The organism is Mesorhizobium sp. M0227, assembly GCF_040321855.1.
In the GTDB taxonomy this organism is placed as follows: Bacteria; Pseudomonadota; Alphaproteobacteria; order Rhizobiales; family Rhizobiaceae; genus Mesorhizobium.
The window spans coordinates 1-13,245 of record NZ_JAMYSJ010000018.1 but is presented as its reverse complement, the minus strand read 5'-3'; the positions used below and the strand labels follow the sequence as shown (position 1 = coordinate 13,245).

Below are 13,245 nucleotides of genomic sequence, written 5' to 3'. Positions count from 1 at the left end.
ACGATACGCAAGGCACGGCGCCTTGCTGATGCTTGCCAAGTTCAGCGGCCCACCATCGGAGTTCCCGACGCTGCCTTCGGGTCAAACTGTCCGGTGTCATCCCTTTGGCATTCCCGCAGATTCTGGAAGGCAAAAAACGCCTTGCGTGATCGAAAGCACGACCCCTCCTTTCGGTTCGACAATGGCTCCCGTCCAGGCTTGCGAGTAAGTGCGGCTCGCATCGACCGCCGTCAACCACAGAACGCGGTTGTCCGCCAGCTCGACTTTCACCTCCGCCTGCAGGGGACTGTCATTGACCGTCTGCCGGTAGTGTCGCTTGATCTTCACCGTCCCGTCGGGAAACAGCGCACGGCTGTTTTCAAACTCGATCTCGAACTTCACACCGCCTGCATCGCCGATTTGGCAAGTCCCGTCTCGCTCACAGATCGTGCGGGCCGTCGCTTCGCACGTCCAATTATACCCTGACTGCCACATCGGATTGCCTGCCTGCGCAAACGTGAATCCGGGCACCAGTAGAGTGATGATCGCTGCGGGGGCGATCGCACGCATTGGAAAGAGTGACACGCTGTCATTGTTCATGGTTCTTGCGGCCCGTTTACCTCAGTCGTCGGCGTGACCAGCAACGGCCCTTGTCGCCGATGAAATCCAGTGCTGGCGCTGTTCTGATAGAACGCCAGCGTCATCGCTGCCACATGCAATGCAGCGTCAATCCCCTCGCGCTCTGCGCGTTCGCGCAGTTCCTCAAAATACATGTCCGCGATCTGCTGGGAGTCGCTCATGCAGCGATGTTAAAGTATCAATTCCATAGTCGCTAGAGGGAAAGATGGCTCTCCCCAACAACGCGAAAACCGGCATCCCCCATTCTTCCTCCGCGGCTTCGCCGGCTCCGTGCAGGACCGGCTGCGGATCCGCATGCGAGAATCGTGCGCCGGCCCTTCGGGTGAGTGGTCCCCCTACCGGCTTTCGCCTTGCCGTCACGATCCTGAGCGGCACGCGCGCCGACTGGATCAAGAACAACGTGAACGTTGGCGACAGCGTTTACGTGGAAGGCCGGGTTGGCGAACTCGTCCAACGAAAAAGACGGCAAAACAGTCCACACGACAGATGTGATTGCGGCCATCTTCACCCGCGTCCATCCCCGCTGCGAAGCTAAGGAAGACACCGACGACAACGAAGAATAACCAGCAACAGGGGCGGCGTAAGCCGCCCTGCTCCTTTGGAGCGAGCCCGATCCGAGCCGAGAACGAGCGCGCTGACGGCGCAAGGCCGAATTGGGCCAGGCGGCGCACGGAAAGCCGAGGGTTGTCGGCGATCAGGTTTTTACTTTAACTTATGCACTCAGCCGCTTACGGTGGCAAATCATCGAATCGTGGAGAACGGATACAGGCAAAAAGAAAACCCGGCGCGAAGGCCGGATTTCCAAGAGGTTGTAGCTAGAACGGAACGCCAATTCCGTCGATTGCCACCAAAAGAAGATGGCAAAATCTAGCTGCTTCCTCTGACAGTCGCAACAGGAAAATGCGCTTTCGCGCCACGGATTTTCTTTGCCGCAAGCAAGGGAAAGACGTGGTGACCATACACACCGAAATGGCCCAGTGGCTTGCCGACATCACGACGGCCAAGCAGATCGATCACTATCTGGTGCTGGTCTGGCGAGGGCTGGCCGAGGGCGCCTTGAGGGACCAGGAGGCGCAAGAACTAAGCGAGGCCGCCTGTTCGCGGCGCTCCTTGCTGCAAGTGGCGCGCGAAGCCCGGTTGCCGCCGGCGCGCACCTACTTTCCGCAGCGCCCGAAATCCAAGCAGTCGCGCCATCAAGCGGCGAGCGGGTCGCGCTGCCCCGTCCGATGGGCGAGGAAACGACGCTTGGGCGATATGGCCGCCCTACCCCCAAATGTGCGGGATCGCTTCACGGAGGGTGAACGGGCCGTGCTTTATATTGTTGCCTCGGACTGCCGTCAGCACGGCTCTTGCGGATCGAGCGTCAAAGAGATCGGCGACCGCGCCGGCGTCGGCGCCACCACCGTCCGCAACGCGCTGCGCCGGGCCCGCCATCTTGGCCTGCTCGACATCACAGACCGCCCGCAATGGCGCGCCAGGCATCTGCCAAACCTGGTAAAGATCCAGTGCCGGCGCTGGCTCGCATGGCTCAAAAAATTTCGGCCGAACCTCGGCCTTAAATTTTGTCCGACTGGGTTCAAAAAAGCGGCGTCCTCAGGAACCTTCGGCAATAAACAGAAAGGCGGACAGCCATCTTACAGCCGGACCGGTGGCCCTTCGGGCCGCCTTCAGCGGTTTGCCGGACGCAAACCACCGTCCGGCTGACGGCTGGGAAGCCTAGCCCCACCATTCCGCACCCAGTCGAACCGTCGCAAGGGGCTTTTGAACAAGCCTGCCGGAGCCGCTTGCGTCCGGCAAGGCAAAAATCAGCGCTTAGGGACGCGGCCGAGAAGCAGAGCGGCCGTCGGCACGCCAAGCCCTTTGGCGATCATGCCGATAATCGCCAGCGTCAGATTCTGTTGCGCTTGCTCGATCTTGTAATACGTGACGGTCGAGATGCCGATCAGGTCGGCAACCTCCCTCTTCATTAAGTTCTTCCGCTTCCGGTAGCCGTTTATCGCGCGCGCGATGTTGTCCTTAATCTGCTGGACGTCGAGCCGCTTCATCGATGGTTCCACGACTGCCGGCGGCAGCAGCAGTTCAGCGACGCTGATTTCAAGCGCCCGCGCGAATAGCGCGACCGTCGCGAGTGTCAGGTTCTGCTCCTGTCGCATCGTCAAATAGTAGGTGCGGTAGGAGAACTCCTTTTCGCTGGCGAAGCTTTTAATCAGCGCCACGAAATCTCGATTCGACAGATTCCGCCGCTGGCGTTCTTCTTCGAGTTTTGCCGCTATTTGCGCCTGCATGACATCGCGCTCTGGGTTGTCCAAAACGTTTCTCGGATCGTATTTTTCCACCGCCGTCCAACCCCATACAAACCTCCTTTCGCGGTCGCAAAAAATCAATTAAAGTATAAACAGCGACGTCCGTGAAAGGAGCTCCCATTGACCAAATCTCTGCTCTTTGCCGCCGCCATTGCAGTCGGCTCCCTTTACGCCAGCAGCGCGCCGGCTTCCGAATGGGGCTGTCAGGTACTGCTGTGCGTTTCCGGGAACTGGCAAGCCACCCCAAGCTGCCACCCGCCCATGTACCGGCTCATCGCCGCGATGAAGCTTCCCGACTTCTCCTGGCCAACATGCCCTGACGCGAACTCCTCTGCCGCGCGGAAAGACGTCTATGACGACTGCCCGGACGGTTGGACCGTCGGCTACAGCGACGTCGGGCACGAGGGCAACCGCTCAAAACCAAACATGTGCGAGAAGCGCGAGAATGGATGCTTCGACCATCGCAACGGCAGGCCCATCTTCAAGACAGTCACCAACCGCCGTGACGGCGACAGTTGCCAGAAGACCATCAGCATGCCGCGGCCGATGCGGTCAAAGCCTTGGTACGTTGAGTATACCGACGCCAACGGCTTGAGGCAGCGGGCCTGGTTCAATCTCAACATCTGACTGCTGCTTCCGTCGATTCTATGATGACACTCTAATTGACGTGCGAACGGAAATCGAGCCACCTAATTATAGAAGGTATCCCAATATGCGCAGCATCAATCGTTTCACCGTTGCCGGGAACGTAGGCAGCGTCACCAGCTTCAATAAGGCGGTCAAGGTCAGCATCGCTGCCGACCGCCATTGGACCAACGACGCCGGGAAAAAGGAAACGAGGACGGATTGGGTCACCGTCACCGTGTTCGATGATCAGGCCGCGTGGATCAAAGACAACGTTTCCAAAGGCCAGCCGGTCATAGCCGAAGGCCGCATCAGCAACTCATCCTACGAAAAGGACGGCGAGACGGTCTACACGACCGATCTGGTCGCAACGACGTTCAACGCCTTCCAGGCCGCCAATGTCAATGCGAACGACTGACAGGATCCGCCCGACGGCTGAGCACTGTTCGTTTGTCCCGGCAACTCTGCAGCGGCCTAGTCGTCGCGGCGGCGCAATCCGGTAAAGGCACCGCTATCGCGGCTGGGTTCGTGCCCCTCCCCTTCGGCCGAGTGGCGCCCTGGCAGCCATCCGGCAACAGGGATGATTGGTCATGGAAGACGACTTACTGGATGTGATCACGGTCGCGACCACTGGCATCGTGTGCTTCTTCATCGCCTTGATCTTCAACTTTTACATCAGCCCCGCCCTTCTGTGCGGGGTCGTAGGCAGTGCTGCGCAAGCAGCTCTCATCAGGGCTGTGTATCCGCGTTAAGCGGGAAGGCCGGTGTTTGAGGCCTCAAGCAGCGTCAGGGCGGCCCCGTCGCGGACCTCGCCGCCGACGATCCGGTCAGGGCGAAACCTCATCGTGCTCTTCAGCAGCCGCGCCATGTCGATCGCGTCGCTGGTATGCAGCGCTACGGCGTTCTCGGCCGCGCACTGCATCTCTGCGGTGTCCTCGAGGATTAGAATGCGATCGTCAGGCGCTGTCTCTTCGATTTCAGCGATCACCGCATTGGCGAGAGTAGGTCTTTCCCGATCCCGAGCCGCCGCAGATGACGACGTTGAGCCGGGAGGCTATGGCGTTGCGGATGACGATCTCGCGGTAGCCATGCGTCATTGACCACTCGATGATCGCCGAGAACAGGGTCAGGGCACGGCATCATGCAGCGCACGCCCTCCCCTGCCCTCGCGGAGCGATGTGTCGACGCAGAAGCGTGAACTCTCGACCATCCCGGCACGGGCTTCGAGCCGGCTGGTCGCCAGCAATTGTGGAAACCTTTCACCAGCATAGTCGGTCCTGTCACCGGTAAGGAGCGGCGCGCAGCCGACGACATCGAAGGCCGAAGAAATCGCCAGAACGTCGGTCGGCCTCAGGAGGTCGAAGGCGTCGACCTCACGGTCGTCGCTGGCTTCAACATTCCACTCCAGACGTCACTTGAAAGACGGAGCGCGAAGACGATGCATCGTTTCGACAGAAGTGCGAAGCCGTCATACGCCGCGGCTGGAATAGCGAGTGCCTGCATCGGTATTGCTCCGGTTCGGAAGCGTTCGGAACCATTGCGCGGCCGTCCGCGGCTAACGAAAACATGAATCCGATTCTCTCCTGCGTCGCGGCTGAGTCGGGTCTACCGCACACGAAGCGCGTCTGGACACCTGACAGGGCGCGCAGAGTGCACTGATAAAAGCATCAGCAGCTCTTAGGCGAATACTGAGCACGGGAATGCCATAGAGGATTGTTTTGTAATGGGAAATCGCCCGTCTAGCGTGGTGTGGAAGAGGTTCCCCCAGGCTGCCGTTAAGGTATTGTTAACCAATAACTTCTTGCAAGCCTAAGGCGAATAGGTATCGTCACGGTTAAATGACGGAACACGTCGATTAACCGTGACGAGAGTTTAGACCGTGAGCAAGGCTGCCGCTATATCTCGGAATGATCGTCCGTCGGTCGATGTGACCATCGGCGAGCATGCCGATCGACTCAGTTCGCAGTTGCAGGCGATGAGCGAGGCTTTGTTTCCGCCGACGTCCCAAAAAAGTCTGCGCAAGTTTACGTCGGGGGAAGCAGCGCGTCTGATGAAGATATCTGATTCCACTCTCAGGAAAATGACGCTTGCTGGTGAAGGACCTCAGCCAGAACTCGCAAGCAATGGGCGACGATTTTACACGTTGGGGCAGATCAACGAAATCCGCGGAATGCTGGCTGGGAGCACGCGTGGCCGCGAGAGCATTGAATTTGTGCCCCATCGTCGTGGAACCGAGCATCTGCAGGTCATCGCAGTAACGAATTTCAAGGGTGGCTCGGGCAAGACGACCACTTCTGCCCACCTAGCTCAGTATCTTGCATTGCAGGGATATAGAGTTCTCGCGGTTGATCTGGATCCCCAGGCAAGTCTCTCCGCGCTGCTAGGGGTGCTTCCGGAGACGGACGTGGCGGCAAACGAAACACTTTATGCCGCGATTCGATACGACGACGCCAAGCGTCCACTTCGGGAGGTAGTTCGTTCGACCTATTTCGACGGATTGGATCTGGTCCCCGGCAATCTTGAGCTGATGGAGTTTGAGCATACCACTCCTAAAGCGCTGACCAGTCGCGCGGGGGCGGACGGGTTGTTTTTTACTCGTGTTGCGCGGGCATTCGACGAAGTTGCCGACGGCTATGACGTCATAGTGATCGATTGTCCTCCCCAACTTGGATTTCTTACGCTAAGCGGTCTGTGCGCTGCAACGTCGATGATCATTACGGTGCACCCGCAGATGCTCGATGTTGCGTCGATGAGCCAATTCCTTCTGATGACCCGAGACCTTCTCGGTGTTGTAAAGGATGCCGGCGGGGATCTTCAGTACGACTTTATTCGGTACCTCCTCACGCGATTTGAGCCACAGGATGCCCCCCAGACAAAGGTGGCGGCCCTGCTTCGAAATATGTTCGACGATCACGTTCTCACCAATCCGATGGTCAAGTCGGCAGCCGTGTCTGACGCCGGACTGACGAAGCAGACGTTGTATGAAATTGGTCGCGAGAACCTCACGCGGTCGACTTACGACCGCGCTATGGAGGCATTGGATTCGGTAAATGCAGAGATTGAGGTACTGCTGAAAAAAGCGTGGGGTCGCGCGTGATGGATAGAAGATCTGACGTGTTGGGAGCTCCCAACACGAAGCTGTTGAAGAGCATTTGCTGGGCTGGTGAACAGACACCCAGATGTCTTCCCTCACCCCGCTGTCGCGCAGCTAAACGGTTGTTGGGAGCTCCCAACGCGCGCGCCGCAGGTGCGGTGCAGGTAGGTCCACTCGCAGATCCGCAAGGAGCCTCGGCATGAGTCGCAAGGATGCTATAGACTCGCTATTTTTGAAAAAGCCCGGCCCCTCGCTGCCGCCAGCTGCTGATAAAATAGCCGCCCGAGTACGCACAGGCGCCATTTCCGCGATGGGTTCGTCCTTGCAGGAGATGGCAGAAGGAGCCAAGGCGGCAGCACGCCTTCAAGAACAGCTAGCATCAGGCGACGCAGTTGTCTCATTAGACCCGTCTAAGATCGAAGGATCAACGATCGCGGATCGTTTGCCGGCAGAAATCGATCGAGGTTTTGATCAGCTGGTTATGAGCATTGCCGAGAACGGCCAACAAGTGCCCATACTTGTGCGGCCTCACCCCGAGACAGCGGGGCGGTATCAGATAGCATACGGCCGTCGTCGATTGAGGGCTGCTGCTAAATTAGGGCGCGAGGTAAGGGCAATTGTCCAGACCCTCAGCGACGACGACCTTGTGATTGCCCAAGGCAGGGAAAACCTCGACCGGGCGGATTTATCTTTCATCGAGAAAGCTCTCTTCGCTAAACATCTCGAGGATGCTGGCTATGAGCGCGCTACAATCATTGCCGCGCTTTCAACGGATAAGGCGGACCTTAGCCGATTCATTTCGATTGCCCGTAGCATTCCTGAAAATCTTGTCTCGAAGATCGGACCCGCACCTAAGGCGGGACGCGCGCGGTGGGCCACGCTCGCTGAGGGATTAGGTCGCCCTAAAGCAATGCAGTTAGTCGAATCTGCGGTCGACACCGCTGAGTTCAGGAAGGCCGACAGCGACGCTCGCTTCGCTCTGGTGTTCAGACTCGTATCCAACACTGCGTCCAAGCCTTCGCCGAAAGTGAAATCGTGGACCACTCCATTAGGCAAGAAGGCGGCCCGCATCGAACATGCGGCGGCAAGGACGGCACTAATATTCGATGAGAAGCAGGCCCCTGCGTTCGGAGCATTTGTCGCTCAGCAGCTGGACCGCCTCTACGATCAGTTTATGGAAACCAGGGAAGGAGGAGGTACCGCTCAAAAGTAAGGCCTTAGGTCCCGACTGAGCTTTCTCGGTGGGGTCGATTGATCACAAACCGCAAAAGAAAAAGGCCCCCGAAACGGCATCCCGGAAGCCCTTCTCTGTAGTCTCGCAACTTAGAGAATCGCACTTCCGAGAATCGCAGTCAAGAGTCCCATAGGGACTAAATCGTCGTTTCGACGAGCAGATTTCTTTTGCCTGAACACAGGTGAAGGAAAATGAGGACGCATATCTCAACGACGCCCTTTGGGCGGCGGCCGATGACGCTTGGCATGATCTCAAGCCAAGTCACTGCAAGGGCGGCGTCGAAGGAGGCGACCGTCCACAAGTGGCATGTCTTCCAGGATATCAAGGACGCCAGGATCGCTCTGGGCGCCACTGATCGCGCTTTGGCTATTCTCGACGCGTTGTTGTCGTTCCATCCGGACACGACGCTTTATGGCGACAGCGAGCTGATCGTCTGGCCATCAAACGAGCAGCTTATTCGCCGCGCCAACGGGATGCCGCCAACGACATTACGGCGGCACCTGGCCGTCTTGGTCGAGTGCGGATTGATTATCCGTCGGGACAGCCCAAACGGCAAGCGCTTCGCCCGGAAAGGGCAGGGGGGCGAGATCGAGCAAGCCTATGGCTTCGACATCTCGCCGATCGTCGCGCGCGCTGAGGAGTTCAAGGATCTTGCGGAAGCGGTCAGATCTGAGAAGAAGGCCTTTCGTCTCGTTAAGGAGCGGCTAACCATATGCCGCCGTGACATCGTCAAGATGATCGACGCGGGGATTGAGGAAGACGTGCCGGCGAACTGGGGCAGGGTCCAGCAGGCCTACCAGGCGATTGTCGGCCAAATACCACGCACCGCGCCCAGGCAAACCTTCGAGGCGATTGCCGAGGAGCTAGAAGGCCTTTGGGCTGAAGTGCGTGAAGCATTGGAATCATTTGTAAAAACACAAAAAGCGGACGCCAATGAGTCCCGAAATGGACGCCACATACAGAATTCAAAACCAGACTCTAAATTTGAATCTGAAATTGGCTTAGGAAATAAAGATGAAGCGGGCGCCAACGTTGCGGACACCGACAACGTACGCAGCCTGCCGAAGCGCGAGCTGCCGTTAGGGATCGTGCTGGATGCCTGCCCGAACATGCTTTGGCTGGCGAAGGGCGGCGGCGGAATTCGCAATTGGCGTGAATTTCTGGCCGCGGCCGAGGTTGCCCGGCCGACCATGGGCATCAGCCCGAGCGCCTGGGAGGAAGCGCGAACGGCAATGGGTGAGCAGCAGGCGGCGATTACCATTGCTGCGATCTACCAGCGACAGGACCAGATCAACAGCGCCGGCGGATATTTGCGCAGCTTGACGGACCGGGCAAAGGCCGGAAAGTTCTCGGTCTGGCCGATGGTGATGGCCTTGTTGCGGGCAAAGCTTGACGCGTCGAAAGCTGCCGGAAACGGAGCTGAAGCCGCTGCCGTCGATTTGGAGACGGCAGGCAAGGTTGTGCGCACCGAATCCCGGCTGGAAATCAGCGATGCGTTGCGCCGCAGCCTCGAGAAGCCGAGGCGCGGATCATAATCAGCCGGCGGGTTTCGATCCACACTATGACATGGACGGTGGCCGCAGCGCTTGTCGGGACGAGCGTCTTATGAGAGCATCGAAGGCATGAAAAACGAACACGACCCGGAACCGACGCCCGATGAAACCGCCGGGATGGTGTGGTGGAATTCGCTTACCGAATCCGATCGTGCGGCTTGGCTGGCGCGGGCCGGCAGCGCTGTTCCAGCTGATGCCTGGGCCGCGTACACGCGGCTCGGGAATGTTGAGCGTCAGCCACGGACCGTAAACTGAGGACTGTTCTGCAGCGGGATGACGGTCAGCTCGCGGGTAGTTCGGCGACGAGTCCAAGCCGGCGGGCTCGATCGAGCAGGTTCTTGACTGAGGAGGCAGACCATTTTGCGCTTCCTCGTGGGGTTCGCTGATGCAGACGCTCGAGCTGGCCAGCGATGTCGCGGAGCGACAGATCTGGGTTAGACTGTGAAATCCCTGCCACAAGAGTCATCAGGCGATCTTCGGGAGGCAGAGGAGACGCCCGCTTTAGCAGTGTGGATTCGGCCAGGTGCTCGGTGACGAGCCACCTCACTGCCCGCCGCAGTCGTTCAGGCGTCCAGTCGAGGCCGCGCTGGTTCAGGACCCGAGCGATATCGTCCCAGTTGTGGTCTGGTCGCATCCGACGGACCGTCGGAAGCCACTGGTTCATCGTTGATTGTAGCCGTCGGCCATAGGCTGCCTTTTGCACCGCTGTCATCTTCGCCAGGGCTTCGGGCCTGCGCTCCCGGATACCAGGATTGCCTGGCAGCCGCCCCTTCGATCGTGCAGCGATGATGCCGGCCTTGGTCCGCTCCGAAATCAGCGCACGCTCGAGCTGGGCAACGGCGCCGAGTACCTGTAGCGAAAACATGCCCTGTGGCGTCGACGTGTCGATTGGATCTCGGAGAGATCGGAAATGCGCGCCCTTCTCAGTCAGATCCTCGATCACCTGAAGAAGATGGCTGACCGAGCGCGCAAGGCGATCGAGACGCACGACGACCAGGACATCGCCGGCGCTGATGTCGCTCATCAATCGCAGTAGGGCAGGGCGAGCTCTCGACGCACCGGATCCATGTTCCTGAATGACGACGTCGCAGCCGGCCGATCGCAGCTCAATCTCCTGCGCTTCCGTCGCTTGTTCGTCCGTCGACACGCGTGCGTAGCCGATTTGCCGGCCCTTTAGTCGTCCGGAGCGTCGATCTTGCGCTTCACGGGCCATTCGCGTCGTCTCTCAGCATAGGAAAGGGGCGTTTTGTACAAACACCGAAGATATCAACAAACGATCGTTTGTAAACGTCTCTAGTCGCCCTTTGCGTAGCTCCTGGGGCTTTGATGAGCCTGAAAATCAACGTTTTCTAGCCTCCTGACCGCCCCAGGGCGCGGTGCTGTACAGTCCCGATATGGGGTCATTATCGATAGTGAGAAGCGCGGTTGAGAAAGTGCCATGCAAGTCAAGCTAACATCCAGATAGCTTGACTATGGCAATTCTGCTATCGTGAAAACAATGACTTACGCGATTCGAGACTTGCCGTTGGAGGCCCTGTTCGGGCCCGTCGCGCGTGCGACCGAAGCTTCGGCCCGCCTCGACGAGCGGCTGGCTCGCTCGCCGGTCCGCGACGGCTTTGTCGAGCGCCAGCATTTTGCCGACGCGGCCGCAGCTCTTTGGCTGGAAGGCGAACTCGTCCACCTCGAGGACCTCGTCCTCCACGACGCCCACATGGACATCCGCACCCCGACCCACGAACTCACCCGGGCCCATGCCGTCTTGCGCGTCCGCCGGCGAATTTTTTCGAACAACCCGGACTGGGCGCTCAGCCGTGACGGTTTTTTGGCGCTGGCCGGCCGCGGCGGCGCGACGCCGGCATCGGGGCCAAAAGGCTCGGAAGGGGAGGGGGCTGGAACTGCCTCTGTTGATCCCGAGGTTCGAGATGACGCTGAGGACGATCTCCTGGCCGAAGAATTTGCCGACATCGATGCGGTCCTGGCGCGCTCGTCGAAGATTCTGAGCGGCGCCGACGTGCCGGCGAAAGCGGCGCGCCCGGACGGTCGGCCGGACCTCATCTACGATCTCGACTGGGACGAAGACGCGCGGCTCGCCGAATGGCAGGACGTTATCGCCAGGACGCGCGATCTGCCGGTCGTCCTGCGCGCGGCGTTGCTTCTCGACGCCTGGCAGGACATCGAGGTGCTGCAGCATGCAGCCTGGCTCGGGCCTCTGCTGATTGCCGCGCTGCTGCGGCAGGAAGGTCTTGCCGCCCACCATCTCGCTTGCATTCATCTCGGCGCGAAAAACATTCCGCGCGAGCGGAGGCGGGCGCGCAATCGCGGCGATCGGCTGCTCGCCTGGCTCGATGCCATTCACGACGCAGCAGTGGCTGGGCTGAAGGAACACGATCGGCTGGTGCTGGCAAAAAGCCAGATGGAGCGGCGGCTCGAACAACGGCGCGCTAGCTCGAAACTGCCCGACCTGGTCGAGCTGGTACTGTCGCGACCGCTGGTCTCGGCGGGCATGATCCAGGAGCGTCTAAAAGTGACAAAACAGGGGGCGCTCAACCTGATCGGTGAGCTTGGCCTGCGCGAGATGACGGGCAGGGGAAGGTTTCGGGCGTGGGGGATCGTGTAGTCCGCAGCCGCCGTAAGGTTCGTCTACCTTACGAAGTTATCCAACTTGACGAAATTGCGCTGTGTAACCATATTGGTGACAGCAAGAGGTTGTCATCATGGCCGCTCCAAAACGCAGCAATCATAGCGGGACCGCATCGCATGCGGGAGTCGCCACCCTGAGCTTCACCACAAAACTTCCGGCGCAGGCAGACTTCAAGAAGGTATTGCTCGAACGCTATCAGGAAGCGATCGCACGCAGCCGCAAGATCGGCCATCGCGTATCGTTCCGGGTAGAGGTCGATCCGGCGGCTGATGTGCAGACGATTACGCCGGTCGAGGAACGGCCGGTCGCTTCGGATGAGTTTCCCGTCGACGACACGGGCATGCCCGATACCGAACTCGAGGCGGCGCTTGCCGGAGCACGCGTGCGTGGCCGCAAGCGCGTCGCCGAAATTGTCGCCGGCGAGGACATGCTGACCGCGGATGCCTTTGCCAAGCTGCTCGGCACGTCGCGGGTGACAGTCAACGCCAGGCGGCAAAGCGGGCAGGTGCTCGGGATCGATGGCGCCAAGCGCGGATTCCGCTTTCCTGTCTGGCAACTCGACAAGGACGGCCGACCGTTCGGGACATTGCCGGCGCTGCACGAGACGCTCGGCAACAGCGCCTGGGCGGTCTATCGGTTTCTGGTGTCGCGCCATGGCGCCCTCGATGGGCGGACGGGCCTTCAAGCCCTTCAGCAAGGCGATGACGCCGCGGTGTTGGCCGCGGCGGAAGGCCTGGCCAGGGGCGATTTCGACTGAATGCCCGGCGTTCCACCTTCACCCGATTTCGGGCGTGCAAAGCTCGAAATCGAGACCATATCGCCGGGACGGACATTCGGCCGGATCTGCTGGAGCATCTATCCCGATCCGCTGGGATACGGGAAGTCGCCGAGCCGATTCAGCGATCCTCGACGCCGCGTTGACGCCAATCGGTTTGGTGTTCTCTATCTCGGTGACTCCCTGAAGGTGTGCTTCCTCGAGACCGTGCTCCGCGACCGCCGCGAAGGAATCCTTGACGATCTTCCGGTGGAGGAGGTGGGGATGTGTTGCAAAGTTTTTGGTAACGAGGCGCATGGCATTGGGCTCCGGTGTTCCCCGGAGAGTTGAGATGTTCAAAGGCCGCCATTTCGACCAATCTGTGAACTTGCTTTGCATTCGCTGGTATCTGGCCTACGGACTC

General features: G+C 59.6%; 15 protein-coding genes and 2 pseudogenes. 11 read left to right on the top strand and 6 right to left on the bottom strand.

What is annotated here, in order from left to right; all coding sequences use genetic code 11:
* Positions 1-96: 96 nt before the first annotated feature.
* Both NKJ00_RS22175 and NKJ00_RS22170 read right to left on the bottom strand, forming a co-directional pair.
* On the bottom strand, positions 97-579 hold the full coding sequence (locus NKJ00_RS22175) for a hypothetical protein (protein ID WP_352631162.1): 483 nt from the start codon (positions 577-579) through the stop codon (positions 97-99).
* Positions 576-779: a hypothetical protein gene (locus NKJ00_RS22170; protein WP_352631160.1), complete on the bottom strand. Its 204-nt coding sequence runs from the start codon at positions 777-779 to the stop codon at positions 576-578. Before NKJ00_RS22170 ends, NKJ00_RS22175 begins: the two co-directional genes overlap by 4 nt.
* 739 nt (positions 780-1,518) lie before the next feature.
* Here NKJ00_RS22170 and NKJ00_RS22165 point away from each other — a divergent pair.
* Positions 1,519-2,322, top strand: a complete 804-nt coding sequence (locus NKJ00_RS22165; protein ID WP_352631158.1) for a hypothetical protein — start codon at positions 1,519-1,521, stop codon at positions 2,320-2,322.
* Between the two features lie 101 nt (positions 2,323-2,423).
* Here NKJ00_RS22165 and NKJ00_RS22160 read toward each other — a convergent pair whose 3' ends face one another.
* Positions 2,424-2,954, bottom strand: coding sequence for a helix-turn-helix domain-containing protein (locus tag NKJ00_RS22160; RefSeq protein WP_352631156.1), 531 nt, complete (start codon positions 2,952-2,954; stop codon positions 2,424-2,426).
* Between the two features lie 87 nt (positions 2,955-3,041).
* Here NKJ00_RS22160 and NKJ00_RS22155 point away from each other — a divergent pair, with 87 nt between their 5' ends.
* The 3 genes from NKJ00_RS22155 (at position 3,042) to NKJ00_RS22145 (ending at position 4,297) form a co-directional block, all read left to right on the top strand.
* Entirely contained in the window at positions 3,042-3,548 is a 507-nt protein-coding gene (locus NKJ00_RS22155; protein WP_352631154.1) for a hypothetical protein, read from the top strand.
* 85 nt (positions 3,549-3,633) lie between these two features.
* Positions 3,634-3,963, top strand: a complete 330-nt coding sequence (locus NKJ00_RS22150) for a single-stranded DNA-binding protein (protein ID WP_352631152.1) — start codon at positions 3,634-3,636, stop codon at positions 3,961-3,963.
* Positions 3,964-4,135: 172 nt separating this feature from the next.
* Positions 4,136-4,297, top strand: coding sequence for a hypothetical protein (locus tag NKJ00_RS22145; RefSeq protein ID WP_352631150.1), 162 nt, complete (start codon positions 4,136-4,138; stop codon positions 4,295-4,297).
* Between the two features lie 2 nt (positions 4,298-4,299).
* Here the strand turns inward: NKJ00_RS22145 and NKJ00_RS22140 are convergent.
* Together NKJ00_RS22140 and NKJ00_RS22135 are read right to left on the bottom strand one after the other, a co-directional pair.
* Positions 4,300-4,615 (bottom strand): annotated as a pseudogene (locus tag NKJ00_RS22140) (ATPase, T2SS/T4P/T4SS family); the annotation flags it as partial.
* A 56-nt stretch (positions 4,616-4,671) separates the two neighbouring features.
* Positions 4,672-4,953: an acyl-homoserine-lactone synthase gene (locus tag NKJ00_RS22135; protein ID WP_352631296.1), complete on the bottom strand. Its 282-nt coding sequence runs from the start codon at positions 4,951-4,953 to the stop codon at positions 4,672-4,674.
* A 471-nt stretch (positions 4,954-5,424) separates the two neighbouring features.
* Between NKJ00_RS22135 and repA the strand changes: the two genes are divergently transcribed.
* From repA to repC, 3 genes are all read left to right on the top strand, one after another.
* Complete coding sequence (repA, locus tag NKJ00_RS22130; RefSeq protein WP_352631148.1) at positions 5,425-6,642, top strand: plasmid partitioning protein RepA; 1,218 nt, start codon at positions 5,425-5,427, stop codon at positions 6,640-6,642.
* Between the two features lie 196 nt (positions 6,643-6,838).
* Entirely contained in the window at positions 6,839-7,852 is a 1,014-nt protein-coding gene (repB, locus tag NKJ00_RS22125) for a plasmid partitioning protein RepB (protein WP_352631146.1), read from the top strand.
* A 212-nt stretch (positions 7,853-8,064) separates the two neighbouring features.
* Positions 8,065-9,408, top strand: a complete 1,344-nt coding sequence (repC, locus tag NKJ00_RS22120) for a plasmid replication protein RepC (RefSeq protein WP_352631144.1) — start codon at positions 8,065-8,067, stop codon at positions 9,406-9,408.
* Between the two features lie 298 nt (positions 9,409-9,706).
* Here the strand turns inward: repC and NKJ00_RS22115 are convergent, their stop codons facing one another.
* Entirely contained in the window at positions 9,707-10,639 is a 933-nt protein-coding gene (locus tag NKJ00_RS22115) for a recombinase family protein (RefSeq protein ID WP_352631142.1), read from the bottom strand.
* Between the two features lie 285 nt (positions 10,640-10,924).
* On the opposite strand from NKJ00_RS22115, the gene NKJ00_RS22110 reads away from it, so the two are divergent.
* The 4 genes and pseudogenes from NKJ00_RS22110 to NKJ00_RS22095 form a co-directional block, all read left to right on the top strand.
* A complete protein-coding gene (locus NKJ00_RS22110) occupies positions 10,925-12,043 on the top strand; it encodes an RHE_PE00001 family protein (protein WP_352631140.1) in 1,119 nt (372 codons plus the stop codon).
* Positions 12,044-12,140: 97 nt separating this feature from the next.
* Positions 12,141-12,824 carry an XRE family transcriptional regulator gene (locus NKJ00_RS22105; RefSeq protein WP_352631138.1) on the top strand — a complete coding sequence of 228 codons (684 nt, stop codon included), beginning with the start codon at positions 12,141-12,143 and terminating at the stop codon, positions 12,822-12,824.
* On the top strand, positions 12,825-13,172 hold the full coding sequence (locus NKJ00_RS22100) for an RES domain-containing protein (RefSeq protein WP_352631136.1): 348 nt from the start codon (positions 12,825-12,827) through the stop codon (positions 13,170-13,172).
* Position 13,173: 1 nt separating this feature from the next.
* Positions 13,174-13,245 (top strand): annotated as a pseudogene (locus NKJ00_RS22095) (IS6 family transposase); the annotation flags it as partial.

Bases quoted from the DNA above. Each gene is read 5' to 3' on its own strand.
- NKJ00_RS22175 (WP_352631162.1), bottom strand. From the start codon at position 579: ATGAACAATGACAGCGTGTCACTCTTTCCAATGCGTGCGATCGCCCCC.
- NKJ00_RS22170 (WP_352631160.1), bottom strand. From the start codon at position 779: ATGAGCGACTCCCAGCAGATCGCGGACATGTATTTTGAGGAACTGCGC.
- NKJ00_RS22165 (WP_352631158.1), top strand. From the start codon at position 1,519: ATGCGCTTTCGCGCCACGGATTTTCTTTGCCGCAAGCAAGGGAAAGAC.
- NKJ00_RS22150 (WP_352631152.1), top strand. From the start codon at position 3,634: ATGCGCAGCATCAATCGTTTCACCGTTGCCGGGAACGTAGGCAGCGTC.
- NKJ00_RS22145 (WP_352631150.1), top strand. From the start codon at position 4,136: ATGGAAGACGACTTACTGGATGTGATCACGGTCGCGACCACTGGCATC.
- repB (WP_352631146.1), top strand. From the start codon at position 6,839: ATGAGTCGCAAGGATGCTATAGACTCGCTATTTTTGAAAAAGCCCGGC.
- repC (WP_352631144.1), top strand. From the start codon at position 8,065: ATGAGGACGCATATCTCAACGACGCCCTTTGGGCGGCGGCCGATGACG.
- NKJ00_RS22115 (WP_352631142.1), bottom strand. From the start codon at position 10,639: ATGGCCCGTGAAGCGCAAGATCGACGCTCCGGACGACTAAAGGGCCGG.
- NKJ00_RS22110 (WP_352631140.1), top strand. From the start codon at position 10,925: ATGACTTACGCGATTCGAGACTTGCCGTTGGAGGCCCTGTTCGGGCCC.
- NKJ00_RS22105 (WP_352631138.1), top strand. From the start codon at position 12,141: ATGGCCGCTCCAAAACGCAGCAATCATAGCGGGACCGCATCGCATGCG.
- NKJ00_RS22100 (WP_352631136.1), top strand. From the start codon at position 12,825: ATGCCCGGCGTTCCACCTTCACCCGATTTCGGGCGTGCAAAGCTCGAA.